Below are 24,306 nucleotides of genomic sequence, written 5' to 3'. Positions count from 1 at the left end.
ATTCAGCTTTCTACGGTCAGCACCGAAATGCCGCTGGATTTGGCCTGGCAGACCAACTCCGAAGTGTCGTCACCACCCGGTAGGGCGATGATCACGTCGGGCCGGCTGTCGGCGAGCATGAAATGGTTGCGCTGGCGTTCCGCCTGCTTGCCATGGCGTTGCCAATTGGGCGGGTAGCGCACCACGTCGATGCCGAGTTCCCGCGCCCATTCCTCGATGTCGCTGCCCAGGAATTGGTTGCCGCCGTGAATCAATACCTGCACGGGGCGCAGGCGGTGGTAAGCGTCCAGCACTTGGCGGGACTTTTTGGTGTCGGCGTAATGACGACCTGCACAGATCAAGACGCGCATCGTGAGTGTCCTTGTGTTGCACGGTGGCGGCCGGGCGACCGCCACCGTTTAAACGGCGGGGGTGATCAGTACCACTGCTTGAAGCGGCGGATGTAGATCGTCTTCATCAGTTGGGCGACGCAGCAGTAGGCGAACAGCGTGCCGACCAGCCATGGGAAGTACGCCAGCGGCAGCGGCTCCAGGCCCACCAGGGTGCCCAGGGGCGAGAACGGCACATAGATCCCCAGGCAAATGACGATGGCGGTCATCATCAACACCGGCCACGCGGCGGTGCTCTGGAAGAACGGGATCTTGCGGGTCCGCAGCATGTGCACGACCAGGGTTTGCGACAGCAGCCCCTCGATAAACCAGCCGGACTGGAACAGGGTCTGCATTTCCACGCTGTTGGCGGAGAACACGTACCACATCAGCGCAAAGGTGGTGATGTCGAAGATCGACGAGGTCGGCCCGATCCAGATCATGAAACGGCCGATGTTTTTCGCATCCCACTTACGCGGTTTGGCCAGGTATTCCTTGTCCATCTTGTCCCACGGCAAGGCCAGCTGGGAGATGTCGTACATCAGGTTTTGCAGCAGCAGATGGATCGCCAGCATCGGCATGAACGGGATAAACGCACTGGCGACCAGCACCGAGAACACGTTGCCGAAGTTCGAGCTGGCCGTCATGTTCAGGTACTTCATGATATTGCCGAAGGTTTCGCGGCCCTTGAGCACGCCTTCTTCCAGCACCATCAGGCTCTTTTCCAAGAGGATGATGTCGGCCGATTCCTTGGCGATATCCGTGCCGCTGTCCACCGAAATGCCCACATCGGCATCGCGCAGCGCCGGTGCATCGTTAATGCCGTCGCCGAGGAAACCCACGGTGTGGCCGTTGGCTTGCAACGCTTTGAGTACCCGGGATTTCTGCAGTGGCGTGAGCTTGGCAAACACCGTGCGTTCTTCCACGCGGCGCAACAGGGTTGCGTCATCCATCGCTTCGATTTCTACGCCCAGCAGCGGCTGGCCGGGCTCAAGGCCGACTTGGCGGCAGATCTTGCTGGTGACCACCGCGTTGTCGCCGGTCAGCACCTTCACCGCTACGCCGATTTGTTGCAGCGCGGCAATCGCCGGGCCTGCGGTTTCTTTGGGTGGATCAAGGAACGTCAGGAAGCCCTGGATCACCAGGTTGCGCTCATCGGTCGTGGTGTACTGCTGGCGAGCCAATGCTTTCGGGATGTTGCGGGTGGCGACGACCAGCACACGGAAGCCATCTTCGTTGTAGTCGTTCGCCAGCGTCAGCAACGCTTCACGGCGGCGCTCATCCAGCGGTACGGCATCGCCACCTTCCATGACGTGTGTGGAAATGCTCAGCATCTCTTCCACCGCGCCCTTGCACACCAGCAACTGGTCGCCGGCGGCATCCTTGACCACGATCGACAGGCGACGGCGTACAAAGTCGAACGGCAGTTCATCGACTTTGCTGTAGGCAAACGGCACCTGGAACTTCGGGTTCTGTGCCGAGAACTGCACCACGGCCTGATCCATCAGGTTTTTCATGCCGCTCTGGTGAAAGCTGTTCAGCCAGGCCAGGGACAGCACCGCATCATCACGTTGGCCAAAGGCGTTGACGTGATGCTCAAGGATGATTTTGTCCTGGGTCAGGGTGCCGGTCTTGTCGGTGCACAGCACGTCCATTGAGCCGAAGTTCTGAATCGCGTTGAGGCGCTTGACCACGACTTTGCGCTTGGCCATGGCGTTGGCGCCTTTGGCCAGGTTGGCGCTGACGATCATCGGCAGCATTTCAGGTGTCAGGCCAACGGCGACCGCCAGTGCAAACAAGAACGCATCGCCCCAGTCGCCTTTGGAGAAACCGTTGAGGAAAAACACGATCGGCACCATCACCAGCATGAAACGGATCAGCAGCCAGCTGACGCTGTTTACCCCACGATCAAACGCGGTTTGCACCCGTGAGCCGACGATCGCTTTGGCCAGGGAGCCAAAGTAGGTGCGTGGCCCGGTGGCGACCACCACGGCCTTGGCGCGGCCACTGACGACGTTGGTGCCCATGAAGCAGATGTTCGGCAGGTCCAGCAGGTTGCCTTGGTCGGCGGCTGCCGGTATTGCGGATTTCTGCGTGACGTCGCCGAGGGTGTCGTACTTCTCGACCGGCAACGCTTCGCCGGTCAGCACGGCCTGGCTGATAAACAGATCGCGGGACTCGATCAGGCGGATGTCGGCCGGGATCATGTCGCCGGCGGAAAGCTGCACGATGTCGCCCGCTACCAGGTCGCGCATCGGTACTTCACGCAGGGTCGGCTGGGCACCGACCTGCTCACGACGCAGCACCGTGGCCGTGGTGCGCACCATGGCTTTGAGGGCTTCGGCGGATTTGGCCGAGCGGTGCTCCTGCCAGAAACGCAGCAGGCTGCTGAGCAAGACCATGGTCATGATGATGATGACTTTGGTCAGGTCGACTTCTTCACCGGCCTGCAGCGGCAACCAGTAGTCGGTGACAAAGCTGATGCCGCCCAAGGTCAGCAGGACGTAGATGAACGGGTTGTTCAGTGCCTGCAGGAATTGGACGATGGCGTGAGGCGGCTTGTCATGGGCCACTTCGTTGTAGCCTTCGCGTTGCAGACGCGCCGAGGCGTCCAGTTCGGTTAAACCATCCTGGGTGGCGCGCACATTGGCAAGGGTGGCCGACAGGCCGTTCTGGGCTTCACGGGCGGCACGCATCGACAGTTTGGTGTCGGAGGCGGTGCCATTTTTCTTGTGCAGAGGCGTGTTTTTTACGGCGCTCATTGTCTGTACTCCTGTCGCCAATTCTCGACAAAACATACCCGGTACTTACCTGAATACAGGCGAGCGAAAGCATGCCGAGCCGCGGACTTCGCGATCGGTTTAAATAGGGTGACTACTTAACTTCTAGTGTGCCCGCCACACGCGCGTTAATTAACTAACGCGCAGCGGGCTACTACTGGACGTGTTCATAAAGAACTCCAGAACATCAATTGGGAAGTTACTGTTTCCAGCCGGCTTAAGCGGCGCGAGTGCTCACGTAAAGTCCGAGCATCAGGCCGGCGTGTGTCAGTCTGGAAACCATCGGTCTCTGTGGGTCTTGAGGGTCGGCGTGATCCCATTGCTGCAGCAATTGGCCGCTGGCAGGGCAGACACGCCAGTGCGCCAGCGGAGGAGCCGGGCGCACTTGGGGAGAGGGTGCAGCAAAGGCCGAGCGGGTCGGCGAAAAACCGACGGGCTCGCGGCACAGCTTGGCGCGCAAGGCTGCGGCCAGTGTACGCACATCAGGTAAAGCAATGAGTTGGAAGGTCATAACACACCTCGGGACCGGACGGACGACCGGTGAGGCAGTTACGGTGGAGCATCAAGCTCTAGCGCAGCTTACCGGACCTGGAAGGCGAGTCCTGTCATATTCTGGGTTTGGCGCCCGATGCCCGCTGATGCGGTGCTCGGACAGCGACTAGATACTGTGTCCATTGGCTTCTTTTGTGAGGTTTAAAAAAGGCCCCAGTTGTGGGCAGGGGCAATCTACTCAGACGGTTACAAAATGTCAACGCATGATTAATTAAATTATCCGGTGTTCAGAGTTCATTCAGTTAAGCCGCACCTTGAAGTTACAACCTATATAACTTTCATAGTCCGTGTGCCGCCAGAGCGGCCAGATAGATCAATACCAAGCCACATGCGCCATAACTGACGCGCTGCCAGAACGGTGATGCGTTCTGGCGTAACAAATTGACCAGCGCGGCGATCAGAAAACATGACAACACCGACGCCAACATGAAGCCGGCAAAAAACATCAGGGTTTGCCCGTGGCTGGGCGTGGTGCCGACGATGCCGGACAAGGCGCTGCCCAGTGCGCCCCAGTAAATAATGTTCTTCGGGTTAGCCAGGGAAATGGCCGCACCCACTGCCAGTGCGTTGCACCCGGAACTGGCGGGTGCGTGGCTGGGTGCGGGCAAATGCCAGGCATCGATCAGGCTGCGCACGCCCAGCCACGCCAGGTACAGCGCGCACACGATGGTCAGTGGCACGCGCACCGCGTCATGTTGAATCAGCAGGGCGATGCCGGTGAGGCCAATCACCGCCCACACCGCGTCGCCCACCAGTGAGCCGATCTGCACCAGCAGGGCCGGTATGAAGCCGTGGAGCAAGCCACGGCGCAATGTCTCAGCCAGCACCGCGCCCGGCGAAAGGCAAAACACAAAGCCGAATACCAGCGCGTAAAAAAAGATCGTCAACATGCCCGCGTTCCTTCAAAAGAGGCGAGCAGTGTGGTGATGGTCGGGCAGGGCGTCTTGAACCAGATTGCGCTGTTCAGCGTTTCAACACGCTTTGATAGCGGCCAGGGGTGATGCCATAGGCGGCGCGGAAGTGTCGATTCAGGTGGCTCTGGTCGGCAAAGCCCAGGCCGTGGGCGACATCACTGGCCGAGACACCGTTGCGCAACAGTCCTTTGGCGCGGCACGTTCGCAGTTGCATGGCCCACTGCCTGGGGCTAAGCCCGGTTTCTTTCTGAAAGGCACGCAACAGATGGAATTTCGACAGCCCCAATTCATTGCCCAGCTCGTCCAGGGGCAGTGATTGCTGCAGTTGCGCGGCGAGCAATTCCTGCGCGCGACCGATCATGCGGTTGCCGGTGCGGGGGCTGCCGGGCAGGCGTACGCCGCTGACGCCGACCACGTCTCCCAAGTGTAAAACCAGGGCTTCCTCATGGGCTTCGCGGACCCATGCATCGCCGCTCAAGGCGCCTTTCACGGCCGCCGCCACGCGTTGCGCCAAGTCAGGTTGAAAGCAGAGCGAGCGATCAAACTCCAGGTGCGACAGCCCCAGGTCAGTTGCCAGTTGGTCGGCAGTCACGTACAGGCTGACAAAATGCCAGGGCGCTCCCTCAGCCGCGCCGCCGCCCTGGATCTGACCCGGGTTGTACAAAGTGATGGTGCCCGGCCCGGCCTCGAACTCGCGGCGATCGAGCCAGACCTTTTCCTCACCGATGAGGTTGACGCCGATCACGCATTCATCATGGCTGTGACGGGCAAAGGTCAGGCCAGTGCAGGTGGTGCTGCTGACTTCGTAGTTGCCCAGCCAGGCGTGTTGAATAGCGCTCATCATTCAGCTCGTAAAGAGGTGGGCTTGAGCATACGCTGGCGGGGCCGATCAAATCGACCGTTGGTTGACGCGCTGCGACAGTTCGTCAGCGCTTTCCTTACGCTCTGAGTAACGGTCTACCAGGTCCGGGCGATCGCGCAGTAACAGCGTGAACTTCACCAGCTCTTCCATCACATCGACGACGCGGTCGTAAAGCGCCGAGGGTTTCATGCGGTCCTGGTCGTCGAACTCCATGAATGCTTTGGGCACCGAGGATTGATTGGGAATAGTGAACATGCGCATCCAACGCCCCAGCACACGCAGTTGATTGACGGTGTTGAAGGATTGCGAGCCGCCTGACACTTGCATCACCGCCAAGGTCTTGCCCTGGGTCGGCCGTACGGCACCCAACGCCAGCGGCACCCAGTCAAGTTGCGCCTTGAACACTGCCGACATCGAGCCATGACGCTCGGGGGAGCACCAGACCTGGCCTTCGGACCATTGCATCAGGTCCAACAGCTCCTGGACTTTGGGATGGTCGTTAGGGGCATCATCCGGCAGAGGCAGCCCCGACGGGTTGAAAATCCGTGTGTCGGCACCGAAGTGGCTTAACAGACGGGCAGCTTCCTCCACCAGCAAACGGCTGAACGAACGCGGCCGGGTAGAGCCGTAAAGCAGCAGGATGCGCGGCGGGTGAGTCGGCCCGGTATGCAGGGGTGTTGACAAGCGTGTGTCGAGGTTAGGCAGCGTCGTCATCAGGTTCTCCGCCTACAACCGCGCGATGCGGTCGAGCTCAGCCTTCAGTTCCACCGGACCCAGGCGGGCAAACGGCAGCGCGAAAAACGCCTGGCAGCGGGTGGCGATGATGTCCATCGTTGCGCTGAACGCAGCGTTGAGACGTTGATCATCGCCCTCAACATCGGACGGGTCTTCCAAGCCCCAGTGCGCCTTCAGTGCCGGCCCGAAATACACCGGGCATGCCTCTCCGGCAGCCTTGTCGCAGACGGTAATGACCACGTCCGGCGGGCTGCCTTCAAAGGCATCATTGCCCTTGCTGTACAACCCTTCGGTGCTGATGCCCGCCGCCTGCAATACGCTCAGGCTGCGCGGCAGGACCTGGCCTTTGGGGAAGCTGCCGGAGCTGATCGCCTCGAAGCCGGGTGGCGCCAAGTGATTGAATACCGCTTCGGAGAGAATGCTGCGACAACTGTTCGCAGTACACATGAACAGGACTTTCATTTCGGTATCTCCTTCAGATACTCAGGCGCAAAGCGAGGGCGGCGAGGGTGATCAACAGCACCGGCAAGGTCAGCACAATGCCGACCTTGAAGTAATAACCCCAGGTGATGGTGATGCCTTTGCGCGCCAGGATATGCAGCCACAGCAAGGTGGCCAGGCTGCCGATGGGGGTGATTTTCGGGCCCAGGTCACTGCCGATTACGTTGGCGTAGATCATCGCGTCCTTGATCACGCCGACCGCATGGCTGGACTCGATGGACAGCGCGCCGATCAATACCGTGGGCAGGTTGTTCATCGCCGATGACAACAGCGCCGTCAGCACACCGGTGCCCATGGCCGCGCCCCACACGCCGTAAGTGGCGAAGGTGTCGAGCCAGGTCGCCAGGTAGGTGGTCAGGCCGGCGTTGCGCAGGCCGTAGACCACCAGGTACATGCCCAGCGAAAACACCACGATCTGCCACGGCGCGTCTTTGAGCACTTTGCGCGTGGAAATCTTGTGGCCTTTGGCGGCGATGACCAGCAGTAATACGGCGCACACGGCGGAAATCGCACTGATGGGAATGCCCAGCGGTTCCAGGGCGAAACAGCCGATCAGCAAAATACCCAGTACCCACCAGCCGGCGCGAAAGGTCGCGCGGTCGTGGATGGCACTGGCCGGTTCTTCGAGGTCGGCCGGGTCGTAGACCTGGGGAATGTCGCGGCGGAAAAACCACAGCAGCACCGCCAGGGTGGCAGCCACACTGACGAGGTTCACCGGCACCATGACGGCGGCATATTCATTGAAACCGATCTTGAAGTAATCGGCCGAAACGATGTTCACCAGGTTCGATACCACCAACGGCAAGCTCGCCGTGTCGGCGATAAACCCGGCGCCCATGACGAATGCCAGGGTCGCCGCCGGGGAAAAGCGCAGCGCCAGCAGCATCGACATCACGATGGGGGTCAGGATCAGCGCCGCGCCGTCGTTGGCAAAGAGTGCCGAGACCAGTGCGCCGAGCAGCACCATGTAGGCGAACAGCCGTCGACCACGCCCACGGCCCCAACGCGCCACATGCAGCGCGGTCCAGGCAAAAAAACCGGCCTCATCGAGTAACAGGCTGATGATGATCAGCGCAACAAACGTGCCGGTGGCGTTCCAGATGATGTGCCACACCACCGGAATGTCAGCCAGGCTGATGACCCCACAGGCCAGGGCCAGGACTGCCCCCATTGTTGCACTCCAACCCACCCCAAGGCCCTTGGGCTGCCAGATGACCAGTACGATGGTGAAGATAAAAATCGCAATTGCGACAAGCATGAGTAAACGCTCCGATGGCTCAGCAGCAACTGCTGGCCCGTTGTGGTCTGTCGCCCATTGCATCAAGACGCAGCGCGTCGTTTTGCAACCATGGCTGGTTGGCTTGCAAAGTAGTCTCCAGCACCTGTGTCACCCAGGCGGGCAGTGCTGGATTAATGCGGTAATAGACCCATTGGCCCTGGCGACGGTCCTGCAACAACCCACAACTGCGCAGTTGCGCCAGGTGGCGGGAGATTTTTGGTTGACTGTCGTCCAGAGCATGGATCAGTTCGCACACGCAAAGTTCGCCCTCGCGCAGGATCAATAACGTCAAGCGTGCGCGGGTAGCATCGGCCAGGCATTTGAACAGGGTGGGCGGGGAGAGGAGGTCAGACATGCTCATGGTCTTCATGCATATGTTTATTCGAATATACGGATGTCCATATATGTAGGTCAAATCCTGAATTCGTTTGATGTGGATCAAACGCCGCCAAATCAACCACAAGTGACTGAAATTAAACTGAAACACGAATGTCCTAAAGTGCCTGCCCATTGCTGATGAAGGAAGAACCCGCGTGACCCGTGCCACTCGCAACCTGCGCAAGACCCTCGACGCCGTCGCGGATAACAACGAAACCGCCGCGTTTGACCTGATGCGCGCCGTTGAAAAGCTCGGTGATGAAGTGCTGCGCCAACGGTTGCTCAATACCATTCACCGGCTTAATCAGGATGCCCATGAGCTGCGCGAAGCGCGCGACTCGGTTGAACAGGTCCTGGTAAGGCTCGCCTGAGCACGATCGTTCAAGACAGGCCGCGCATGACGCTGGCATGCTTGTCGACTGTCTGTCGATGAGCCGTCTCCATGCCTACAGCCTTACCTCACTACGCGTTCGGACGCGGCGCCATTGCCGTTATTCCGCTCTCCCTGGCCTGTGCGCCTTGGGGGCTGCTGGCCGGCTCGATGGCCATTGATGCGCAATTTACCCCGCTGCAGGCCCAGGGCTTGTCCGCCATTGTGTTCGCCGGTGCGGCCCAGTTGGTGGCTATCGGTATGGTCAAGGGTGGCGCCAGCCTGATTTCGATTGTGCTGACCACCTTGCTGCTGACTTCCCAGCACTTGCTCTACGGCATGCACATGCGCCCGACACTCTCATCGCTCAATACCCGCTGGCGCATGAGCCTGGGATTTCTGCTGACCGATGAGTTCTTCGCCCTGGTCAACCACTATGACCGTGAGACCTTCAACCGCTGGTATGCCCTGGGCGTCGGCCTGACGTTCTATATCATCTGGAACCTCTTCACCCTGGCCGGCATCGTGCTTGGCAAAAGCATTCCCGGCCTTGATCAATTGGGGCTGGAGTTTTCCATCGCCGCGACGTTTATCGCGTTAATCACCCCCGTCGTGCGCGACGTGCCTACCGTGGTGTGCGTCGCAGTGTCCTTGCTGTGCTCGGTATGGCTGAGTTACCTGCACTGGGAATCGGCGGTGGTGGTGGCCGGTGTGCTGGGGATGAGCGCAGGGTTTGCCTGCAAACGACTGGGAGTCGGGCTGAAATGATCTACATCATGATCGTGGCCATGGGCCTGGCGGTGTTTCTCAACCGTTACCTGTTTATCGAGCCACGCCTGCCGGTGCGCCTCAACCGCGGTGCGCGCGAGTTTCTCGGGTTTGCAGTGCCGGGCATGCTCACGGCGATTTTCGGGCCGATTATTTTCCTCGCGGATCACACGCTCAACCTGAGCCCGGTCAACCCTTACTTGCTGGCCGGTATTTGCGCCGTGGCATTGATGTACTGGACGCGCAGCGTCCTGATCACCGTGCTGCTCAGCATGGCGTTGTTCTATCTGTTTCGCTGGTGGCGCTGAATCAGCAGCAAAAAAAAGCCCGCGGGAGAGCGGGCAGAAGGGAGATTTCTTAAAAATGAGCCTGCTGACTATAGGCAGTGTGCGCTCCCTTCACAGTGAAACTAAATTCATTCGGCGGCCGGTACCGGCTTCTTCCTGGCCTTGGCTTCGGCCGCCAGGCATTCCAGGGCGAACTGCTCGGTGTAGGTCATCTGGATCGGCGTGCTCTCACCCTTGACGGTGCGCTCGCCATCGAGAATGTAGCGAATGCGCTTGTCCGTGACACCGATACGCTTGGCGATCCACGCAGGTGTCTGGCCGATGCGACTGACCAGCTTGTCGGCGTAGTCGGTGGAAGGGTTGTAGCGCTCGGCGTTGGGGGTCATCGGGTTTCCAGGTAGAAGCGAGGTTGCAAGTCGGCGACAGGGTGACTGAATAATCCTTGGGTGTCGCTGGCTAATGGTAGAGTCGCATTTTTTACAAGGAGGCGATGGCATGCACAAGCTGGTAATTGGCGCATTGGTAGTGGCGGTACTGTCCGGTTGCGCGGGCTCGAAGATGAAAGACGCGCGCGCAGGTCAGCCCTACAAGACCCTGGCGTCGGACAAGGCCACGCTGGTGGTTGCCCAATGTATTCAGTTCGGCTGGCAGGACGAAGCGGTATTCGGCGTGGACGCCGGGGGCTTCAAGGAGCCGCTTGAGGCGGGTGGTTTTACCGTCTACACCACCGGCGGCGATTACTTTGTCGACGTGCGCGTCGCTGGCGCTGGCTCCAGCGTGAAGTACTACGCGGCCGAGGACACGATGCCGGCTAAACGCCGTTTGGCGGCACTCGCGACCTGTCTGTAATCCTTTGCCTTAGTGATATTCGGAAATGCCCGGCGCTACAACTGGCGGGCATTGGCTTATCATTCTTTCCGCTCGCTCGACGTGATAGCTCTTTACCAGCACACGGATGTCGAGGCCGAAACGTCGGGCGAGCCTCCTGTCTTCCTAGCGTGGCATGTAGCCCAGGTGCCAGCGCCTGGGAATCTTCAGTGACACCAACCCCAGCAACGCGGCCAATGCGCCACTGACCAGCAGCGCCTTGAGGCCAAGCTGATGCTCCAGCACCGCGCCGATCACCGCCCCCACAAACATCCCGGCCCACGGCACCAGTTGCACTCGCCAGCCGTTGCGGCGCTCGCCGAGCATCCAGCGCCCGAGCCCGCGGCCAAAGCGGGACAGCGCGCCCGTCACATACGTCAGGCCCACCGGCAAGCCGTTGACCTCTTCCACTGCGGCGTTGAGCATGCCCATGGCCGTAATCGCCGCCAGCAACGCAGGCAAGTCATTGTCGTAGGGCCACACGGCTGCGCCACACAACAAGGTGGCGATGCACATCAGCAACGGCAGTGCATGCCGCCGACTGAGCCGGCTGACCACCACGCCCAAGGCGTTGCCGACCACAAACACCAGCACCAGCAACAGCAAGCGCCCGGTCAGGCCGAGGTCACCTGCGCTGATGGCCACTGCCAGGCGCGTGGTGTTACCGCTCATGAACGAGACAAAATCACCGCTGGCCATGAAGCCAATCGCATCGGTCATGCCTGCCAGCACGGAAAGGCTGGCCACCAGCATCATGCCGACGCGCCCGCGCCAGCGTTGGCGATGGGCGAGTGCGGCACTGGCGTAAAGTCGTTGGGACGAAGGCAGCATGGGGCCGGGCTCCTCGGTGAGATTATTCGGCCACCACCGTAGTGCGCTTTGATTGCGCATGCAATGACCTCAGACATACTCCAGGTGCCATCCCGCTGGCTGCCAGATCAAGTGATGGGTCGGCCGAATCGCCTGCACAAACGCTTCGTCGTGGGACACCGCGACTATTGCGCCGCTAAACCCTTGCAGCGCCTGTTCAAACGCCAGCACCGACTCCAGGTCCAGATGGTTGGTCGGCTCGTCCAGTAGTAGCAGTTGCGCCGGTACTTCACGCCACAAGGCAATCGCCATCGCGGCCTTCAAACGCTCGCCACCACTTAATCTGCCTACGGGTTGAGTGACGCGCAACGCATCCAGTTGCAGCAGAGCCAGGCGTGTGCGCAACTGCGCTTCGGCCAGCGGCGTGTCGAGCAGGTTGAGTTGCTCTACGAGGGAGCGTTGGTCGTCCAGCAGCGCGAGCTGTTGATCGATATACGCGCAGGGCACGTGCACCGCACAGTCGCCGCTGACAGGCTGCGATTGGCCCGCCAGCAGTTTGAGCAGTGTGGATTTGCCGCAACCATTGGGGCCGCGCACGGCCACGCGTACCGGGCCCGACAGGTCAAGCGTGACGTAGGCAGACGGCTGCCGTGGGTCGAGCCATGGCAGTTGGGCGTTCTCCACTGTCAGTACGTGTCGGCCGTTGGGCAGTGCCGAGCCAGGCAGCGCAAGCAGGGTAGGTGTTTCATCGACAACACGTTCGTAGGCGTCGCGCACGTGCCCATCAAGCTCGTTTTTATACGCATGATGTGCGCTGCGTACCGTGCTGACGATTTCCTTGGCGGCGCCTTTCCAGCGGGCTTTGGTAAACCGCGAGACATTGGCGGTCTCGGCGTGTTTGCGCGCGCGGGCAGCACTGCGTTGCAGGCTGTCGTGATCCTTTTGCAGGCGCTTGCGTTCGCGGCTGCGCGCCAGGCGCGCGTGCTCAACTGCCGCAACCGCAGCCTGGTGTTCGCTGTCGCGTTGCAGGCGATAGGCATCATAGTTGCCGCCGTACACCCGTGCGCCGAGGGGCGAAAGCTCGACGATGCGCGCCAGGGTGTTGAGCAACTGCCGATCATGGCTGACCACCACCAGGCCACCACGCCAATCGGCGAGGCGGTTCAGCAGCCAGTCGCGGCCGGCGCTGTCGAGGTGGTTAGTGGGCTCATCCAGCACCAGCAGATCCGGCGCCGCCAGCAGCGCACCAATCACGGCGACCCGGGCCTGTTGGCCGCCACTCAATTGATCGGCCGGGGCATCAAAACCGAGTGCTTGCAAACCGGCGGCATCAAGGGCGGCGCGCAGACGTTCGGCAAGGTCCCAGCGATCGTCGATCACTTCGAGGTCATTGGCCTGGGGCGTGCCCCTGGCCATGCGCGCAAGCGCGGCCAGGGCCTCGGCCGTACGGGTGAAACCGGCGATGCTTGCGCCCGTTTCAATCTCCGGGGTTTGCGCCACGTACGCCACGCGGGCCTTACGGTCGAGGGTGCCGGAGGAGGGCGTCAGCGCCCCGGCGATCAACTTCGCCAAGAGACTTTTGCCGCGACCATTGCGGCCGACAATCCCGGTGGGCGTGTGATCAATCGACAGGTTCAAATCTTCCAGCAGGGTTTCGCCATTGGCGAACTGGAAGCTCACGTGTTGCAGGGATACGAGTACGGGCAGCCGTTTGACGTCAGTCATCAGCACCTCCAAAAAAATGTCGAACAGGCCAACAAGCGCGCCGGGCGGCTCATTGCAGCTACATTTTGGAAGGCTTAGTTGTTCACGTCGGCGGTCATCCCGTGAGTCAGAAGGGACGCCAAGGCTACCCCACCTTGGCGTTTTTCGGCAAGTCAGCGGCCAGTTGTTCGAGGAACATCGCCAAGGCAACTTCCTCGGCTTTCAAGCCGGTGCGCTTGCGCGGTTTTGGCAAGCTGGACAGTTCGCCCAGGCTGAAATGCTCGAGCACCGCCGGGTGGATATAGCACTTGCGACACACGGCCGGGGTGTTGCCCAGTTGCTTGGCGACATCCTTGACCATTGCTACCACATGCCGCTTGGCGTCGGATTCCGGTTGCCACGCCAATTCCCGCAGCACCGCCAGTGCCATCGCGGTGCCGGCCCAGGTGCGATAGTCCTTGGCGGTAAAGTCGGCGCCGGTCAGGCTGTGCAAATACGCATTCACGTCGTGGGAGCTGACCGTGTGGCGCTCGCCGGCTTCGTCCAGGTACTGAAACAGGTTCTGCCCCGGCAATTCCAGGCAGCGCTTGACCACCGTGGCCAGGCGTCGGTCCTTGACGCTGATCTGATGCTCGACGCCGCTCTTGCCGCGAAACTGGAACTGGATTTCGCTGCCCTTGACGTCCACATGGCGGTTGCGCAGGGTGGTCAGCCCATAGGATTTGTTGTCGCGGGCGTACTGGGTGTTGCCGACACGGATCAGCGTCGCATCCAGCAGCATCACCACCGTGGCAAGGACTTTCTCGCGCGTGAAACCTGGGGCGGCAATTTGCGCCTCCAGTTGCTTGCGCAGTTTGGGTAGGGCATTGCCGAATTCCTGCAGCCGCGAATACTTGTCGGTGTCGCGCACCTCTCGCCAGCGCGTGTGGTAGCGGTACTGTTTACGACCGCGCGCATCGCGGCCGGTCGCTTGCAGATGGCCACGCGGGTCGGCGCAGATCCACACGTCGGTGTAGGCCGGCGGCACGGCCAGGGCATTCAGGCGTTTGATTTCCTCGGCATCGGTGATGCGTTGGCCTTTGGCGTCGACATACTGGAACTTGCCGCGCAGCTTTTTACGGCGAATGCCGGGCTGCGTGTCGTCAACGTAATGCAGGTCGCGGGGCAGCTCGGCAGTCGGGGCGGAGTCGGGCATCGTGCAAATTCCTTGGCAACGGATCAGGCCGGTATGACTGATTGACCGCAGGGTTTTGCGCGCGTGCAAAAAAGTTATGCGAGTACCGCCACCGCCTTGATTTGCGCCCACAGGGTCTGGCCGGGATGCACTTGCAACTGGTCGCGGGAGAAGCGCGTAATGCGCGCCAACAGCGGCGTACCCGCAGCATCCAGGCGCACCAGCACATGGGCGCTGTTATCCGCCGACATCTCCTCAGTGACCGTCACCGGCAGGCGGTTGAGGATGCTGCTGTGCTCTTGCGCCTGCAGGCTCAGGCTGACGTCGCGCGCTTGCACTTTGATTCGCAGCTGTTTGCCCAACGCCAGAGGTGTATGGGCCACGCGCATGCACAACGCACTGTGGGGCAATTGCAGGGTAAGTAATTGATAGTGCGCGTCATAGGCGCTGACGCTGCCATTGATGACCACGCCGGCGTCATCGCCCAGGGCCAGGGGCAAATCCAGGCGCGCCAGGGTCTCGCCGATGGGGCCGCTGGCCAGGGCCTTGCCGTCGCTGAGCAACACAATGTGATCGGCCAGCCGTGCCACTTCGTCCTGGGCATGGCTGACGTACAGCAGGGGGATTTCCAGTTCGTCGTGCAGGCGTTCGAGGTACGGCAGGATCTCGCTTTTGCGTTGGCTGTCCAGCGCCGCCAGCGGTTCATCCATCAACAACAATTGGGGACTGGTGAGCAATGCGCGGGCGATGCCGATGCGCTGGCGCTCGCCGCCGGACAAATGCTGCGGGTGGCGCTCGAGCAGGTGGCCGATGCCCAGCAGCTCGGTCGCGTGAGCCATGTCCACACGGCGCAGCTTGCGTGAGATGCGCTTGAAGCCGAACTCCAGATTGGCCCGTACCGACAGATGGGGAAACAGGCTGGCTTCCTGGAACACATAGCCCAAGGCACGTTTGTGCGGCGGCACGAACAGCCCCAGGCGACTGTCTTGCCAGACCTCGCCGTTGACCTGGACCCGCGCGTCTTCAGCGCGCTCCAGCCCGGCGATACAGCGCAGGCATGTGGTTTTGCCCGAGCCGGAATGCCCGTACAGCGCGGTGACGCCGCGGCCGGGCACATGCAGGTCGACATCCAGCGCAAAGCCGGAATAGTGCAGGTTCAGGCGTACATCAATCATCGATCAGCTCCAGCCCATCTTGGTTTTACGGCTGGAATAGAGCGCCAGCAACACAACGAAAGCGAAGACCACCATGGCGCCCGCCAGCCAATGGGCCTGGGCATATTCCATGGCTTCGACGTGGTCGTAGATCTGCACCGAGACCACGCGTGTTTTATCCGGGATGTTGCCGCCGATCATCAGCACCACACCGAACTCGCCGACGGTGTGCGCGAAACCGAGAATCGACGCGGTGATAAACCCGGGGCGCGCGAGGGGCAGGATCACCGTGAAAAACGTATCCCAAGGATTGGCGCGTAGCGTTGCGGCCACTTCCAGTGGGCGAGTGCCGATGGCAGAAAAGGCGTTTTGCAACGGTTGCACCACAAACGGCATGGAATAGATCACCGAGCCAATCACCAGCCCGGCAAAACTGAAGGTCAGGGTGCCCAGGCCCAGCCACTGTGTGAACTGGCCGAAGTAACCATGGGGGCCCATGGTCAAGAGCAGGTAGAAACCGATCACCGTCGGTGGCAACACCAACGGTAACGCGACAATCGCACCGATGGGGCCGCGCCACCGCGAACCGGTGCGCGCCAGCCACAGCGCAATCGGAGTGCCGATGACCAGCAGGATCACGGTGGTCAGTGACGCCAGTTTGATGGTCAACCAGATTGCGGAAAAATCGGCACTCGACAGCGGCATTTTAGTTGGCCAACTCGTAACCGTAGGCCTTGATGACCGCTGCGGCTTTCGGACCCTTGAGGTACTCGACCAGGGCCTTGGCGGCGGCGTTGTCTTTGCCTTTGGCGAGGATCACGGCGTCCTGTTTGATCGGGTCATGCAGGGCCGCCGGGACGATCCAGGCCGAGCCGCTGCTGAGTTTGCCGTCTTTGTAGATTTGCGACAGGGCAACAAAGCCCAACTCAGCATTGCCGGTGGACACGAATTGATAGGCCTGGGTGATGTTCTGGCCTTCGACGAGCTTGTCCTTGACCTGGTCGGTCAAGCCTTCTTTAGCCAGTACTTGAGTGGCGGCCAGGCCGTACGGAGCGGCTTTCGGGTTGGCGATGGAGAGGTGCTTGAAGGCATTCTTTTTCAGCACGTCGCCTTTGGCATCCACATAACCTTCTTTGGCCGACCACAGCGCCAGGGTGCCGACCGCGTAGGTGAAGCGCGAGCCTTTGAGCGTGTCGCCCTCGGTTTCGAGTTTTTGCGGGGTGGTGTCGTCAGCGCTGAGGAACACGTCGAACGGCGCGCCGTTCTTGATCTGCGTATAGAACTGACCGGTGGCGCCGTAGGCTGCAACGAGTTTGTGGCCGGTGTCTTTTTCGAAGTCGGCGGCGATCGCCTGGATCGGCGCGGTGAAGTTGGCGGCGACGGCGACCTGCACTTCATCGGCTTGGGCCGAGCCGCAGGCAAGGGCGGCAATAACGGTTACCAGGGCAGTGGGGGCCAAGCGTGAGGCGCGGATCATCATGAAGCAGCTCCTTTGGGCGGTGTACGGCTTGTTATAGGGGGAAGACTCTACCGCTATGTACGGGAATATATAGCGGTTGGCCATTGCCGGTACAGTGCAACGTTGCCTCACAGGTCAGTCGCGCGTGAGCTTGGCGAGGGTCTGCTCCGCCAACTGCCGCGTCAGGTCATAAGTGGAGAGATCTTTACCCAGGCGCAGTGCCTGGCCTGACCACAGGTTGCTGAAACCCGCTTCATCCTTGGCCTTGAGGGGCATCAAGGCGCCGCCGGAGGTCGGGAAGGCAGGCGCGGCCGGGTTGATCGCGCCGAGTTCACGCATCACGCGGTTGACGATCCCGCGTGCCGGGCGGCCGGTGAACAGGTTGGTCAGCGCCGTTTCGCTGGCCTGGGCATGACGCAGTGCAAAGTGGTGGGAGGCGGTTACGTTGGCTTCCGGCGTGAACAGGTACGCGGTGCCGATCTGGACGGCTGACGCGCCCAGGGCGAATGCCGCGACAATCCCGCGCGCATCACCCATTCCGCCAGCGGCAATCACCGGCACGCTCACTGCGTCGACAATTTGCGGCACCAGTGCCATCAGCCCGATCTGGGTATTGAGGTCGTCGCTGAGAAACAACCCACGATGCCCGCCAGCCTCTAGCCCCATCGCAATAATTGCATCGCAGCCATGCTGTTCCAGCCAGATGGCTTCTTCTACGGTAGTGGCCGATGACAGCACCTTGGCCCCAGTGGCTTTTACCCGGTCGAGCAAGGCTTTTTCGGGCAGGCCAAAGTGAAAACTCACCACCTCGGGACGAAATTCCTCGACCACTTTGCAGGTGGCCTCGCTGAACGGCTCGCGGTTGGAGAGGGGCGTTGGCGCATCAAAATCGGCGCCGAGTTCGCGGTAATAAGGTTCCAGCAACGCCTTCCAGTGGCGGTCACGCACCGCATCCGCAGCGGGCGGTTGATGGCAGAAGAAATTCACGTTAATCGGGCGCGAGCTTGCCTGGCGAACGGTGCTCAAGGCTTCACGCAGTTGCTCGAGACTCAGCGCGGCCGCCGGCACAGAGCCCAGCCCGCCTGCGTGATTGGCCGCGATGACCATGGCGGTGGTGGTCGCACCCGCCATTGGGGCCTGGATAATCGGCACTTCAATGCCCAGCAGGTCGAGGATTCGGGTGTCTGGCCAGGTGCTCATGGGATGCGTCTCCAGCAGTCGTCGGTCTTTTCGCTGTTTTAGCAGGGCCCTTGGCACCCGGCCAGTCTGTTTTATTCACTGGACGAAGCCGAGATTTCGTGTAGCGACTTCAGTCAATCGCCTCGCCCAGCACCGCATGAATGCGCTCAGCGATAAGCACTGCGTGGGTTTCCAGAGCGAAGTGGCCGGTGTCGAGCAGCTCGACCACGGCATTCGCGTTATCCCTTTTGTAGGCAAGGGCGCCGGGCGGGATGAAGAACGGATCGTGCTGGCCCCAGATCACCAGGGTGGGTACCTGGCTGGCTTTGAAGAACGCTTGGAAAGCCGGATAGAGCGTGAGGTTGTTGCGGTAATCGAGGAACAGGTCCAGCTGAATCTCGGCGTTGCCGGGGCGCTGCATCAACAGCGCATCCAGCATGTAGGACTCGGGCGCAACCCGTTGCGGTTCACTCACGCCGTGCAGGTACTGGTAGCGCGTGCCGTCCAGGCTGATCACCGCTGTGCGGATCACGTCCCGGTTGGCCTGGCTCGGCTCGGCCCAATAGGCCCGGATCGGTGCCCAGGCATCGCCCAAGCCTTCCAGGTAAGCGTTGCCGTTTTGCGAGATCAGCGCACTGACCCGTTCTGGGTGCGCCACGGCCAGCCGCAGGCCTACCGGTGCGCCGTAATCGAACACGTACAGCGCGTAGCGGGACAGCTTCAGCGCATCGACGAAATGCCCGACAGTCACCGCCAGGTTATCGAAGCTGTAGTGGTAAGCGCGCTCGGCAGGTATTTCGGTGAAGCCGAAGCCCGGCAAGTCGGGCGCGATAACCCTGAAGCGTGTGGCGAGCAGCGGGATCAGGTCGCGGTACATGTGCGAGGAGCTGGGAAAGCCGTGCAGCAGCAATATCACCGGTGCGGCCGGGTCGCCGGCTTCACGGTAGAACACGCGCACACCATCGGCATCGACGTGATGGTAGCGAACGACAGGGGCTTTGATCGACATGGCAGGCATACCTTATGTAACTGGTTTAGTGGTTATTACGGGTTACCATTTAAACGCTGCGCTGAATTATGTAACCTGTCAAATTAATATTTCAGGTTAGCTGTTTGTCGAATGTAACTACCCATGCACAAAAATAGTGGTTACGATTGCGCGATGAACACGAGGACGAATCATGGCCATCCCTACGCCCCCAGCGGCACCCTTGGAACCCTATGTGCTTGCCGATGACCCGGTGTTGGACATGCTCAATACCCTGGCGAATATCGATGGCATGCCGTGGGATTTCTGGCAGACCGACGCTGACGTCCAGCGTTGGTTAGTGCGTTTGGAGTGGGTTCAGCCAGCGGCCATGCCTGCGTTTGAAGCGGGCGCCTTGCTCGCCGCCGCACGTGAGTTGCGCGAGGTGGTCCGTGACCTCGTCGTGACGCGCAAGCTCGGTCAGCTCGGCAATCCCACGGCGCTCAACAGTTTTTTGCGCAAGGCAGTCAGCCATCCACAGCTGGTCTGGCCGGCGTCCGGGGCGCCGCTGTTGGAGCGTCAACGCAAATCGCAGACGGCAGAGCAATTTTTGTCGCCGATTGCCGAAGCTGCAGCTAATTTATTGGTGGCCGGCGATTTCAATTTGATCCGGCGGTGCGAGCATCCGGAATGCGTGCTGTGGTTTTATGATCGGACCAAGGCCCATAAGCGTCGCTGGTGCAGCATGGCCTTGTGCGGTAACCGGCATAAAGTCGCCGAATTCCGTAAACGTCAATTGCAGCGTTGAAAGGAGAGGGCTTTGCCAGCAATCAAGGAACAGGTCGTGGCAGCAACCAGGGTCTCGGGCTTGCAAGTGCGGACCCGCAATGCCGATGAAATGCTGCCCGCGAGCGCGAAAATCGGCCCGCTGTGGCAACGGTTTTTTGAGCAGGGGCTTTACCAGGCAATTCCGGGCAAGCACCCCGACTCGCCGGTGTACGGGGTGTACAGCGGCTATGAGTCGGATGCGAGTGGTTTTTTTGATGTGATGGCGGGTGTTGCCTCCACCGCAGCGGCGCAAGGCTTTGAAAGCCTGGTGATCGAGCCGGGCCGGTATTTGGTGTTTGAGGCGCGCGGGCCAATGCCGGACGCAATCATTGCCACCTGGCAACAGGTCTGGGCTTATTTCGAAAAACCGGGTGTCGAGTCGCGGGCGTTTGTCACTGACTTCGAGGTCTATCAGGCAGACGAAGTGGCGCGAATTTATATCGGCATCCGCTAGGCCATTACTGGCGTTCGCGCTCCAGCAACTGCCGCTTGCGCGCTACGCCCCAGCGGTAGCCCGACAGCTCGCCGTCGCTGCGTACCACGCGATGGCAGGGAATCGCCACCGCCAGGCAGTTGGCGCCACAGGCCTGGGCCACGGCGCGAAAGGATTTGGGGGCGCCGATACGCTCGGCAATCTGCGCATAACTGGCGGTGCTGCCCAGCGGAATATCGCGCAGCGCCCGCCATACTCGCTCCTGAAAGGCGGTACCGCGTAAGTCCAGCGGCAAATCCAACCCCAGCGCAGGCGCTTCGATAAAGCCCACGACCTGGGCAATCAGCTGTTCGAAGTGGCGGTCCGCGCCCACCAATTGTGCCTGCGCAAATTGATCCTGCAGGTCTCGCACCAGTTTGTCCGGGTCATCCCCCAGCAAAATCGCACACACGCCGCGTTGGCTCTGTGCCACCAGAATCGCGCCCAGTGAACACTGGCCGACGGCAAAGCGAATCTCGCTGTTAGTGCCGCCGGCCCGGTAATCCGTCGGCGTCATGCCCAGTAATTGATCGGCGGACTCGTAAAAGCGGCTGTTGGAGTTGAAGCCTGCGTCATACAGCGCGTCAGTGACCGAGTGCTCGTTCAAGAGGCCGTCGCGTATTTTGCGCGCGCGCAGGGCGCTGGCGTATCCCTTGGGGGTGAGGCCGGTGATGGCTTTGAATACGCGGTGGAAATGAAAGGCGCTCAGCCCGGCCAGACGGGCGACTTCATCCAGGCTGGGCGGCGTTTCGGCCTGTTCTATGTACCGGCACGCCGTCGCCACCAAGTGCGCATGGTGCGCAGCCAGTTGGGTCTGGTCACCGGCGGCGCGCTTGCTCGGGCGATAACCGGCAGCCTCGGCTTGCTTGGGGGTGTCGAAGAATTCGATGTTTTGCGGGCGTGGCAAACGCGAGGCGCTGCTGGGGCGGCAATACACGCCTGTGGTTTTTACGCCGTAGACAAACAGCGTGTCTGCCTTGGCATCGCGGGCGATGATGGCGGCCCAGCGTGGGTCATGTTCGTTGTTCATGGCCTGCACTCTTGACGGATCACGGGCAGATTAGCCGCTGCGGGGATACTCGGCACTCCGAAGCTTGCGGTCAAATCAGCCGGCGGTACGAAAGGTCAGGTTGATGCGTTGTGGGCCCATGATCGGGTGCACGCCGTCCTTGATCGGCATCACCCCATGAAAACGCAAGCGATCAACGCCGCCCCAGACCACGATATCACCGTGGAACAAGGCGATCTTCTGGGGCTTGCTGCTGCGCTCAGCGCCGCCGAACAGGAAAATCGCCGGCAGGCCCAGCGACACAGAAACCACCGGGGCGTCGTAGTTGCGCTCGTTTTTATCCTGATGCAGGGACATCTTGGCCCCAGGCACATAGCGGTTGATCAGGCAGGCATCCGGGGAAAACGCGCTGAAGCCGGCCTCGGCTGCCGCACGTGTGGCGAGTTGGCGCAGCGCGCTGGGCATGGCTGGCCAGGGGTGTTGGCTGCGCGGGTCGAGGGGGCTGTAGCGATAGCCGGACGTGTCGGTGGTCCAGCCCAGTGCGCCGCAACTGCTCAGCGCCGCTGACATGGTAAAGCCGCCGGGCGTGACCATTTTCCGAAACGGCGCTTGGGCCAGCACCTGGCGAAGCTCAGGCAGCAGGCGCTCAATCCAGGGCAGGGCATAGCCCCTCAGTACGTAGGACTCTTCGCCAATCTGTTCGCGCCGCGCAGGTTGCTGCAACGCATCCTCGGCGAACAGGTCGGCAGTCGGCCCAGGCATGGCTTACAGCGCCTTACTCACGTTGATGTCAGTGATTTCGTCACTGGCATCGTGGATTTTCGCCAGGGCTTGCTTGGCCTCTTCGACACTGTTGGTGTGCAATTGCGCGAACTCAAAGCGACGTTCGCCGTTGAGCTTGTACTTGATGACGTATTTGGTCGTGGTGGTCACAGCTTGTTTCCTGTCGAGGGTTCGGCTCAGCTCAGTTTGGTGCTGGTGCGACGAACGATGCGGATCTTGTGGGACAACGCGGGTTTACGGGTAACGCTGATGGCGCGACGTGTCACCACGTCCAGGGTGATGTTCCAGAAACCGGTGCTGGGCGCGGTAATTTTCGCCGGGAATTTGTCGAACGCACCGCCGTGGTAGGTGTGGCGGCCGCCGTTCTTGAAGCTGCGAAAATTGGCATCGCTCATCAGGCGAATATTGCAGGTCTGCGAGCATTCGATGACAACGATGTCGCCCTCGTTGAGGTGCTCGCGCTGGTGGATGAATTTCATGGGGTGTCTCCAGAAGGGCTTTTTCTGAAAAATCAGAATGATACGTAGGTTAAGATAGAGTTTATCAGCCCCAGCGCGTTTATTATCGGGTCGTCGTCGACGACTTCGACAATTTAAAACAGTTATTTACCGAGTTTTCAGAGATAAATCCTACATTGGCGGGAGAAATTTACTCTCTAAGCTGTCGTAGGGTCTTTATCGGAGGTTTTAGTATGAAGTGGAGTGTGTTGGTTCTGGCCTTGGCGATAGGTGGATGTGCTTCGGTTGCAGATATCAAGCAGACCCCGCCAACGTTGGTGGTGATTTCCGGGAAAAAACCGCCGGAATATGCCGCCTGTGTGGTGCGCAAGCTGGCCGACACCCGTCGCCCGCCGCAGATCGAGCCCCATAAGGATGGTATACAGGTGATTGTGCCGCAGAAATTCTCGGCCGACCCTTCGGCAATCTTCGAGATTGAAGATCGCTCCAGCGGCAGCAGCATCAAGCTCTACGAGAGCATGTCCAATGTCCCGATCCGCCCGGGTGATATCAAGAAAGCCGCTGAGGCGTGTATTTCCGGCTGAGCCTCAGGCTCACCCACGCCGTTGAATCCGATAAAAAAGCCTGACGCTGCGATAGTGGCATCAGGTTTTTTTTGGCGTTGATGTCAGGTGTCGTCGACAAAGGATCATTACCCTGGGGTTTGCAGATCCGTTAAACTGTTGGTTATCCAATCCAAAAAAATACCGCGCAAGCCTTGAGAATGCGCGGCATTTGTCTTTTCTGGAAATCGTCATGAAACGTGAACATGTCACAGCCCGCCATGCCGAGGGCGAAATCTCGGCCACCCATGTCATCCAGAATCCTGCCGACCTGGGCGAGTGGATCGTGTTCTTCAAGAAAAGCGGCGGTCGTAGTTATTTCTTGGTGGATGAGCACGATGAAGTCGAATCATTTGCGCGCCTGGATGACCTGATAGAAATCCTGCGCGGCCTTGGCATCAAGTTCGCAGAAATTCACCTGTAGCCCTCAGGCTTACTTGCAAACGACAACCACGCTGCGGCTCTTGAAGTTACCCACGTCTTTGCCAAGGGTCTTGTCGCTTTCCTTCAACGCAGGCGTGCCTTCGGTGCCGACGATGCGGTAGCCGGTGCCGGCGCAGGAAGCATCGGCTTTTTCGTAGCAACTGGCCCACGAGTTGGCCTCGCCCGAGCAGTCGATGGTCAGGCCTTGCTCGCCATTTTTCAGGTAAGTATCGGAAGTGGTGGTGCAGCCGGCCATCAGCGCCAGTAGTGCAGGCAGTGCCAGAATCTTGTTCATAGTGGAATCGTCGTCGAGGGTGTTGGAGGGGCGCTGACACTGTCGTGGGGCGTTTGCGCAAGATTATAGCGAACTGCCACCTAGGTACAGCCAATCACAAAAAAGCCCCGATCATCGGGGCTTTTTGCAAAAGGCCAGGGCTTACTTGCCCTTGGGTCTTTTGCTCGACGCGTGGCCAGCTTCATCCACGAACACCTCGGCGACTGCAACAGCCTGGCTTTCGGTCGCAAATGCCCCGGCGACGCTGTCACCGTGGAAGTTGATCAGGTGCCAGCCGTCCGCTCGCTTTGTGATCAGGTAGCCGTTTACGCCTTTGGGTTCTGACATC

Annotated in this window: 32 protein-coding genes; 8 read left to right on the top strand and 24 right to left on the bottom strand. The window is 60.5% G+C overall.

Annotated features, from left to right (window positions below; all coding sequences use genetic code 11):
• Window positions 1-2 precede the first annotated feature (2 nt).
• From A7D21_RS13215 to A7D21_RS13180, 9 genes are all read right to left on the bottom strand, one after another.
• Window positions 3-350: a DUF2493 domain-containing protein gene (locus A7D21_RS13215; protein WP_053255933.1), complete on the bottom strand. Its 348-nt coding sequence runs from the start codon at window positions 348-350 to the stop codon at window positions 3-5.
• Between the two features lie 65 nt (window positions 351-415).
• Window positions 416-3,130 carry a magnesium-translocating P-type ATPase gene (gene mgtA / locus A7D21_RS13210; protein WP_053255934.1) on the bottom strand — a complete coding sequence of 905 codons (2,715 nt, stop codon included), beginning with the start codon at window positions 3,128-3,130 and terminating at the stop codon, window positions 416-418.
• Window positions 3,131-3,365: 235 nt separating this feature from the next.
• A complete protein-coding gene (locus A7D21_RS34325; RefSeq protein WP_083272188.1) occupies window positions 3,366-3,659 on the bottom strand; it encodes a hypothetical protein in 294 nt (97 codons plus the stop codon).
• 319 nt (window positions 3,660-3,978) lie between these two features.
• Window positions 3,979-4,590 carry a LysE family transporter gene (locus tag A7D21_RS13205; RefSeq protein ID WP_069551889.1) on the bottom strand — a complete coding sequence of 204 codons (612 nt, stop codon included), beginning with the start codon at window positions 4,588-4,590 and terminating at the stop codon, window positions 3,979-3,981.
• Window positions 4,591-4,663: 73 nt separating this feature from the next.
• A complete protein-coding gene (locus A7D21_RS13200; RefSeq protein WP_069551888.1) occupies window positions 4,664-5,455 on the bottom strand; it encodes an AraC family transcriptional regulator in 792 nt (263 codons plus the stop codon).
• Between the two features lie 48 nt (window positions 5,456-5,503).
• Window positions 5,504-6,193, bottom strand: coding sequence for an arsenical resistance protein ArsH (gene arsH / locus A7D21_RS13195; RefSeq protein ID WP_371850835.1), 690 nt, complete (start codon window positions 6,191-6,193; stop codon window positions 5,504-5,506).
• Window positions 6,194-6,202: 9 nt separating this feature from the next.
• The gene (locus A7D21_RS13190; protein ID WP_053255937.1) at window positions 6,203-6,673 is read right to left on the bottom strand and encodes an arsenate reductase ArsC; all 471 of its coding nucleotides are present in this window, start codon (window positions 6,671-6,673) and stop codon (window positions 6,203-6,205) included.
• Window positions 6,674-6,686: 13 nt separating this feature from the next.
• Complete coding sequence (locus tag A7D21_RS13185) at window positions 6,687-7,970, bottom strand: arsenic transporter (RefSeq protein WP_053255938.1); 1,284 nt, start codon at window positions 7,968-7,970, stop codon at window positions 6,687-6,689.
• Between the two features lie 19 nt (window positions 7,971-7,989).
• The gene (locus A7D21_RS13180; protein WP_053255939.1) at window positions 7,990-8,346 is read right to left on the bottom strand and encodes a metalloregulator ArsR/SmtB family transcription factor; all 357 of its coding nucleotides are present in this window, start codon (window positions 8,344-8,346) and stop codon (window positions 7,990-7,992) included.
• Window positions 8,347-8,524: 178 nt separating this feature from the next.
• Between A7D21_RS13180 and A7D21_RS13175 the strand changes: the two genes are divergently transcribed.
• The 3 genes from A7D21_RS13175 (at window position 8,525) to A7D21_RS13165 (ending at window position 9,815) form a co-directional block, all read left to right on the top strand.
• Complete coding sequence (locus A7D21_RS13175; protein ID WP_053255940.1) at window positions 8,525-8,740, top strand: hypothetical protein; 216 nt, start codon at window positions 8,525-8,527, stop codon at window positions 8,738-8,740.
• A 71-nt stretch (window positions 8,741-8,811) separates the two neighbouring features.
• Complete coding sequence (locus A7D21_RS13170) at window positions 8,812-9,507, top strand: AzlC family ABC transporter permease (RefSeq protein WP_069551887.1); 696 nt, start codon at window positions 8,812-8,814, stop codon at window positions 9,505-9,507.
• Complete coding sequence (locus A7D21_RS13165) at window positions 9,504-9,815, top strand: AzlD domain-containing protein (protein ID WP_069551886.1); 312 nt, start codon at window positions 9,504-9,506, stop codon at window positions 9,813-9,815. Before A7D21_RS13170 ends, A7D21_RS13165 begins: the two co-directional genes overlap by 4 nt.
• Before the next feature lie 107 nt (window positions 9,816-9,922).
• Here A7D21_RS13165 and A7D21_RS13160 read toward each other — a convergent pair whose 3' ends face one another.
• Window positions 9,923-10,180 carry a hypothetical protein gene (locus tag A7D21_RS13160; protein ID WP_053255943.1) on the bottom strand — a complete coding sequence of 86 codons (258 nt, stop codon included), beginning with the start codon at window positions 10,178-10,180 and terminating at the stop codon, window positions 9,923-9,925.
• 109 nt (window positions 10,181-10,289) lie between these two features.
• Between A7D21_RS13160 and A7D21_RS13155 the strand changes: the two genes are divergently transcribed.
• A complete protein-coding gene (locus A7D21_RS13155; protein ID WP_069551885.1) occupies window positions 10,290-10,643 on the top strand; it encodes a hypothetical protein in 354 nt (117 codons plus the stop codon).
• 144 nt (window positions 10,644-10,787) lie between these two features.
• Here A7D21_RS13155 and A7D21_RS13150 read toward each other — a convergent pair whose 3' ends face one another.
• From A7D21_RS13150 to A7D21_RS13115, 8 genes are all read right to left on the bottom strand, one after another.
• Entirely contained in the window at window positions 10,788-11,492 is a 705-nt protein-coding gene (locus A7D21_RS13150; protein WP_053255945.1) for a YoaK family protein, read from the bottom strand.
• Between the two features lie 69 nt (window positions 11,493-11,561).
• Complete coding sequence (locus tag A7D21_RS13145; RefSeq protein WP_069551884.1) at window positions 11,562-13,196, bottom strand: ABC-F family ATP-binding cassette domain-containing protein; 1,635 nt, start codon at window positions 13,194-13,196, stop codon at window positions 11,562-11,564.
• Between the two features lie 124 nt (window positions 13,197-13,320).
• Window positions 13,321-14,370, bottom strand: coding sequence for a DNA topoisomerase IB (locus A7D21_RS13140; RefSeq protein ID WP_069551883.1), 1,050 nt, complete (start codon window positions 14,368-14,370; stop codon window positions 13,321-13,323).
• Window positions 14,371-14,444: 74 nt separating this feature from the next.
• Complete coding sequence (modC, locus tag A7D21_RS13135; protein WP_069551882.1) at window positions 14,445-15,524, bottom strand: molybdenum ABC transporter ATP-binding protein; 1,080 nt, start codon at window positions 15,522-15,524, stop codon at window positions 14,445-14,447.
• A 3-nt stretch (window positions 15,525-15,527) separates the two neighbouring features.
• Window positions 15,528-16,208 (bottom strand): molybdate ABC transporter permease subunit, encoded by a 681-nt coding sequence (modB, locus tag A7D21_RS13130; protein WP_053255949.1) that lies wholly within the window; start codon window positions 16,206-16,208, stop codon window positions 15,528-15,530.
• A 1-nt stretch (window position 16,209) separates the two neighbouring features.
• Window positions 16,210-16,983, bottom strand: coding sequence for a molybdate ABC transporter substrate-binding protein (gene modA, locus A7D21_RS13125; protein ID WP_069551881.1), 774 nt, complete (start codon window positions 16,981-16,983; stop codon window positions 16,210-16,212).
• A gap of 114 nt (window positions 16,984-17,097) precedes the next feature.
• On the bottom strand, window positions 17,098-18,162 hold the full coding sequence (locus A7D21_RS13120; RefSeq protein WP_053255951.1) for a nitronate monooxygenase family protein: 1,065 nt from the start codon (window positions 18,160-18,162) through the stop codon (window positions 17,098-17,100).
• A 109-nt stretch (window positions 18,163-18,271) separates the two neighbouring features.
• Window positions 18,272-19,150 (bottom strand): alpha/beta fold hydrolase, encoded by an 879-nt coding sequence (locus A7D21_RS13115; protein WP_069551880.1) that lies wholly within the window; start codon window positions 19,148-19,150, stop codon window positions 18,272-18,274.
• A gap of 172 nt (window positions 19,151-19,322) precedes the next feature.
• On the opposite strand from A7D21_RS13115, the gene A7D21_RS13110 reads away from it, so the two are divergent.
• Together A7D21_RS13110 and A7D21_RS13105 are read left to right on the top strand one after the other, a co-directional pair.
• Complete coding sequence (locus tag A7D21_RS13110; RefSeq protein WP_069551879.1) at window positions 19,323-19,916, top strand: CGNR zinc finger domain-containing protein; 594 nt, start codon at window positions 19,323-19,325, stop codon at window positions 19,914-19,916.
• A gap of 12 nt (window positions 19,917-19,928) precedes the next feature.
• Complete coding sequence (locus A7D21_RS13105) at window positions 19,929-20,390, top strand: GyrI-like domain-containing protein (RefSeq protein WP_053255954.1); 462 nt, start codon at window positions 19,929-19,931, stop codon at window positions 20,388-20,390.
• A 4-nt stretch (window positions 20,391-20,394) separates the two neighbouring features.
• Here the strand turns inward: A7D21_RS13105 and ada are convergent, their stop codons facing one another.
• The 4 genes from ada to A7D21_RS13090 all read right to left on the bottom strand — a co-directional run bounded on the left by ada (window position 20,395) and on the right by A7D21_RS13090 (window position 22,679).
• Complete coding sequence (gene ada, locus A7D21_RS13100) at window positions 20,395-21,438, bottom strand: bifunctional DNA-binding transcriptional regulator/O6-methylguanine-DNA methyltransferase Ada (protein WP_069551878.1); 1,044 nt, start codon at window positions 21,436-21,438, stop codon at window positions 20,395-20,397.
• A 75-nt stretch (window positions 21,439-21,513) separates the two neighbouring features.
• The gene (alkB, locus tag A7D21_RS13095) at window positions 21,514-22,179 is read right to left on the bottom strand and encodes a DNA oxidative demethylase AlkB (RefSeq protein WP_053255956.1); all 666 of its coding nucleotides are present in this window, start codon (window positions 22,177-22,179) and stop codon (window positions 21,514-21,516) included.
• A 3-nt stretch (window positions 22,180-22,182) separates the two neighbouring features.
• On the bottom strand, window positions 22,183-22,350 hold the full coding sequence (locus A7D21_RS35780; protein WP_096236871.1) for a hypothetical protein: 168 nt from the start codon (window positions 22,348-22,350) through the stop codon (window positions 22,183-22,185).
• 26 nt (window positions 22,351-22,376) lie between these two features.
• On the bottom strand, window positions 22,377-22,679 hold the full coding sequence (locus A7D21_RS13090) for a DUF1883 domain-containing protein (RefSeq protein WP_003173824.1): 303 nt from the start codon (window positions 22,677-22,679) through the stop codon (window positions 22,377-22,379).
• Window positions 22,680-22,891: 212 nt separating this feature from the next.
• Between A7D21_RS13090 and A7D21_RS13085 the strand changes: the two genes are divergently transcribed.
• Both A7D21_RS13085 and A7D21_RS13080 read left to right on the top strand, forming a co-directional pair.
• Window positions 22,892-23,242, top strand: coding sequence for a hypothetical protein (locus A7D21_RS13085; RefSeq protein ID WP_053255957.1), 351 nt, complete (start codon window positions 22,892-22,894; stop codon window positions 23,240-23,242).
• A 211-nt stretch (window positions 23,243-23,453) separates the two neighbouring features.
• Entirely contained in the window at window positions 23,454-23,684 is a 231-nt protein-coding gene (locus A7D21_RS13080; RefSeq protein WP_053255958.1) for a hypothetical protein, read from the top strand.
• Window positions 23,685-23,693: 9 nt separating this feature from the next.
• Here A7D21_RS13080 and A7D21_RS13075 read toward each other — a convergent pair whose 3' ends face one another.
• Complete coding sequence (locus A7D21_RS13075; protein ID WP_053255959.1) at window positions 23,694-23,978, bottom strand: hypothetical protein; 285 nt, start codon at window positions 23,976-23,978, stop codon at window positions 23,694-23,696.
• A gap of 141 nt (window positions 23,979-24,119) precedes the next feature.
• A complete protein-coding gene (locus A7D21_RS13070) occupies window positions 24,120-24,305 on the bottom strand; it encodes a hypothetical protein (RefSeq protein WP_053255960.1) in 186 nt (61 codons plus the stop codon).
• Window position 24,306: the final 1 nt, after the last annotated feature.

Origin of the sequence: Pseudomonas sp. AP19 (assembly GCF_001728855.1) — a bacterium.
Taxonomy (GTDB): domain Bacteria; phylum Pseudomonadota; class Gammaproteobacteria; order Pseudomonadales; family Pseudomonadaceae; genus Aquipseudomonas; species Aquipseudomonas fluorescens.
This window is presented reverse-complemented; position numbering and strand designations above follow the sequence as displayed.

Excerpts from the sequence above, each read along its gene's own strand:
- alkB (WP_053255956.1), bottom strand. The coding sequence starts at position 22,179 with ATGCCTGGGCCGACTGCCGACCTGTTCGCCGAGGATGCGTTGCAGCAA.
- A7D21_RS13070 (WP_053255960.1), bottom strand. The coding sequence starts at position 24,305 with ATGTCAGAACCCAAAGGCGTAAACGGCTACCTGATCACAAAGCGAGCG.
- A7D21_RS13085 (WP_053255957.1), top strand. The coding sequence starts at position 22,892 with ATGAAGTGGAGTGTGTTGGTTCTGGCCTTGGCGATAGGTGGATGTGCT.
- modB (WP_053255949.1), bottom strand. The coding sequence starts at position 16,208 with ATGCCGCTGTCGAGTGCCGATTTTTCCGCAATCTGGTTGACCATCAAA.
- A7D21_RS13115 (WP_069551880.1), bottom strand. The coding sequence starts at position 19,150 with ATGTCGATCAAAGCCCCTGTCGTTCGCTACCATCACGTCGATGCCGAT.
- A7D21_RS13075 (WP_053255959.1), bottom strand. The coding sequence starts at position 23,978 with ATGAACAAGATTCTGGCACTGCCTGCACTACTGGCGCTGATGGCCGGC.
- A7D21_RS13160 (WP_053255943.1), bottom strand. The coding sequence starts at position 10,180 with ATGACCCCCAACGCCGAGCGCTACAACCCTTCCACCGACTACGCCGAC.
- A7D21_RS13215 (WP_053255933.1), bottom strand. The coding sequence starts at position 350 with ATGCGCGTCTTGATCTGTGCAGGTCGTCATTACGCCGACACCAAAAAG.
- modA (WP_069551881.1), bottom strand. The coding sequence starts at position 16,983 with ATGATGATCCGCGCCTCACGCTTGGCCCCCACTGCCCTGGTAACCGTT.
- A7D21_RS13205 (WP_069551889.1), bottom strand. The coding sequence starts at position 4,590 with ATGTTGACGATCTTTTTTTACGCGCTGGTATTCGGCTTTGTGTTTTGC.
- A7D21_RS13200 (WP_069551888.1), bottom strand. The coding sequence starts at position 5,455 with ATGAGCGCTATTCAACACGCCTGGCTGGGCAACTACGAAGTCAGCAGC.
- A7D21_RS13080 (WP_053255958.1), top strand. The coding sequence starts at position 23,454 with ATGAAACGTGAACATGTCACAGCCCGCCATGCCGAGGGCGAAATCTCG.
- A7D21_RS13110 (WP_069551879.1), top strand. The coding sequence starts at position 19,323 with ATGGCCATCCCTACGCCCCCAGCGGCACCCTTGGAACCCTATGTGCTT.
- modC (WP_069551882.1), bottom strand. The coding sequence starts at position 15,524 with ATGATTGATGTACGCCTGAACCTGCACTATTCCGGCTTTGCGCTGGAT.
- A7D21_RS13145 (WP_069551884.1), bottom strand. The coding sequence starts at position 13,196 with ATGACTGACGTCAAACGGCTGCCCGTACTCGTATCCCTGCAACACGTG.
- A7D21_RS13140 (WP_069551883.1), bottom strand. The coding sequence starts at position 14,370 with ATGCCCGACTCCGCCCCGACTGCCGAGCTGCCCCGCGACCTGCATTAC.
- A7D21_RS13170 (WP_069551887.1), top strand. The coding sequence starts at position 8,812 with ATGCCTACAGCCTTACCTCACTACGCGTTCGGACGCGGCGCCATTGCC.
- A7D21_RS13185 (WP_053255938.1), bottom strand. The coding sequence starts at position 7,970 with ATGCTTGTCGCAATTGCGATTTTTATCTTCACCATCGTACTGGTCATC.
- mgtA (WP_053255934.1), bottom strand. The coding sequence starts at position 3,130 with ATGAGCGCCGTAAAAAACACGCCTCTGCACAAGAAAAATGGCACCGCC.
- A7D21_RS34325 (WP_083272188.1), bottom strand. The coding sequence starts at position 3,659 with ATGACCTTCCAACTCATTGCTTTACCTGATGTGCGTACACTGGCCGCA.
- A7D21_RS13155 (WP_069551885.1), top strand. The coding sequence starts at position 10,290 with ATGCACAAGCTGGTAATTGGCGCATTGGTAGTGGCGGTACTGTCCGGT.
- A7D21_RS13190 (WP_053255937.1), bottom strand. The coding sequence starts at position 6,673 with ATGAAAGTCCTGTTCATGTGTACTGCGAACAGTTGTCGCAGCATTCTC.
- A7D21_RS13165 (WP_069551886.1), top strand. The coding sequence starts at position 9,504 with ATGATCTACATCATGATCGTGGCCATGGGCCTGGCGGTGTTTCTCAAC.
- ada (WP_069551878.1), bottom strand. The coding sequence starts at position 21,438 with ATGAACAACGAACATGACCCACGCTGGGCCGCCATCATCGCCCGCGAT.
- A7D21_RS13150 (WP_053255945.1), bottom strand. The coding sequence starts at position 11,492 with ATGCTGCCTTCGTCCCAACGACTTTACGCCAGTGCCGCACTCGCCCAT.
- A7D21_RS13180 (WP_053255939.1), bottom strand. The coding sequence starts at position 8,346 with ATGTCTGACCTCCTCTCCCCGCCCACCCTGTTCAAATGCCTGGCCGAT.
- A7D21_RS13090 (WP_003173824.1), bottom strand. The coding sequence starts at position 22,679 with ATGAAATTCATCCACCAGCGCGAGCACCTCAACGAGGGCGACATCGTT.
- A7D21_RS13120 (WP_053255951.1), bottom strand. The coding sequence starts at position 18,162 with ATGAGCACCTGGCCAGACACCCGAATCCTCGACCTGCTGGGCATTGAA.